The following is a 799-nucleotide window of genomic DNA, read 5'->3' as shown; positions in this document are numbered from 1 at the left end:
GGAAACCTGTCTCACCAGCCGCATTTATCCGCCAACAGAAGGGCGCGGTATCGCGCTTTATGCCGAAAATGGAGAGGCGTACTGCCTGGCCTTCAACCACTGGCAGATGGCATCCATCTACCCTGAATAATAACCAAACTGCATCAATGGGATACGTCAGGCAGCGGCACGGAGGCAAAATGCCGGGTAAAGAAGCGGCTGCCCGCCGTCAGCGCCACCGGAGTGATACGGTGCCCCACGTCACGTTCAGTCAGGTAGGTGACGTTATGATGCTGATTATCCGCTTTCAGTGCCTCATACAAGCGCGCGCTATCGGCGGCGGGCACCACATCATCCGCATCGCCATGCCACAGCAATAACGGGCGATTTGCCAACGCAGACAGCCGATCGGTGACATCATAATTGACCAGCGTTTGCGCCAACTGGCGCAACAGATCGTCAGACCCCGGACTCCCAACGGGAACCGGAGGGAAAAGCGAGCGCGACAGCGCAGAAAAATACCCGGACCCCATAAACGCCGCGACGGCTGAAATCCACGGATAGCGTGCCATGCTGGCCAACGCGGTCATGCCACCGAGCGATGCGCCCGCGACGCCGATTTTCTCATCCGCAATCCATCCGCGTTGGCGCGCGGCATCCACCAACCCCGGCAATTCCTGCACGTTAAACTGCAGAATATCCCAGAAATGGCGTAAACGGCGGGCCTCATCGCCATCATAACGCGCACCGTGCATCGCCGCGTCAGGCAAAATAACACGAAACCCCACTTGTGCTAACGCATAGCCAAAGTAGGCGTATA

The 799-nt window shown here is 57.9% G+C and carries 2 protein-coding genes; one reads left to right on the top strand and one right to left on the bottom strand.

The features are described from left to right. On the top strand, positions 1-130 hold a 130-nt coding region (locus J5224_RS36020), incomplete at its 5' end, for a GH32 C-terminal domain-containing protein (RefSeq protein WP_413544757.1). A gap of 13 nt (positions 131-143) precedes the next feature. On the opposite strand, the gene yjfP is transcribed toward J5224_RS36020, so the two are convergent. After that, positions 144-799 (bottom strand): esterase (yjfP, locus tag J5224_RS31900; protein ID WP_264628972.1); only part of this gene is annotated, 656 nt, incomplete at its 5' end.

This window comes from Candidatus Symbiopectobacterium sp. NZEC135 (assembly GCF_025962695.1).
The sequence above is the reverse complement of the archived record's forward strand: the minus strand, read 5'-3'. Positions and strand labels throughout refer to the sequence as shown.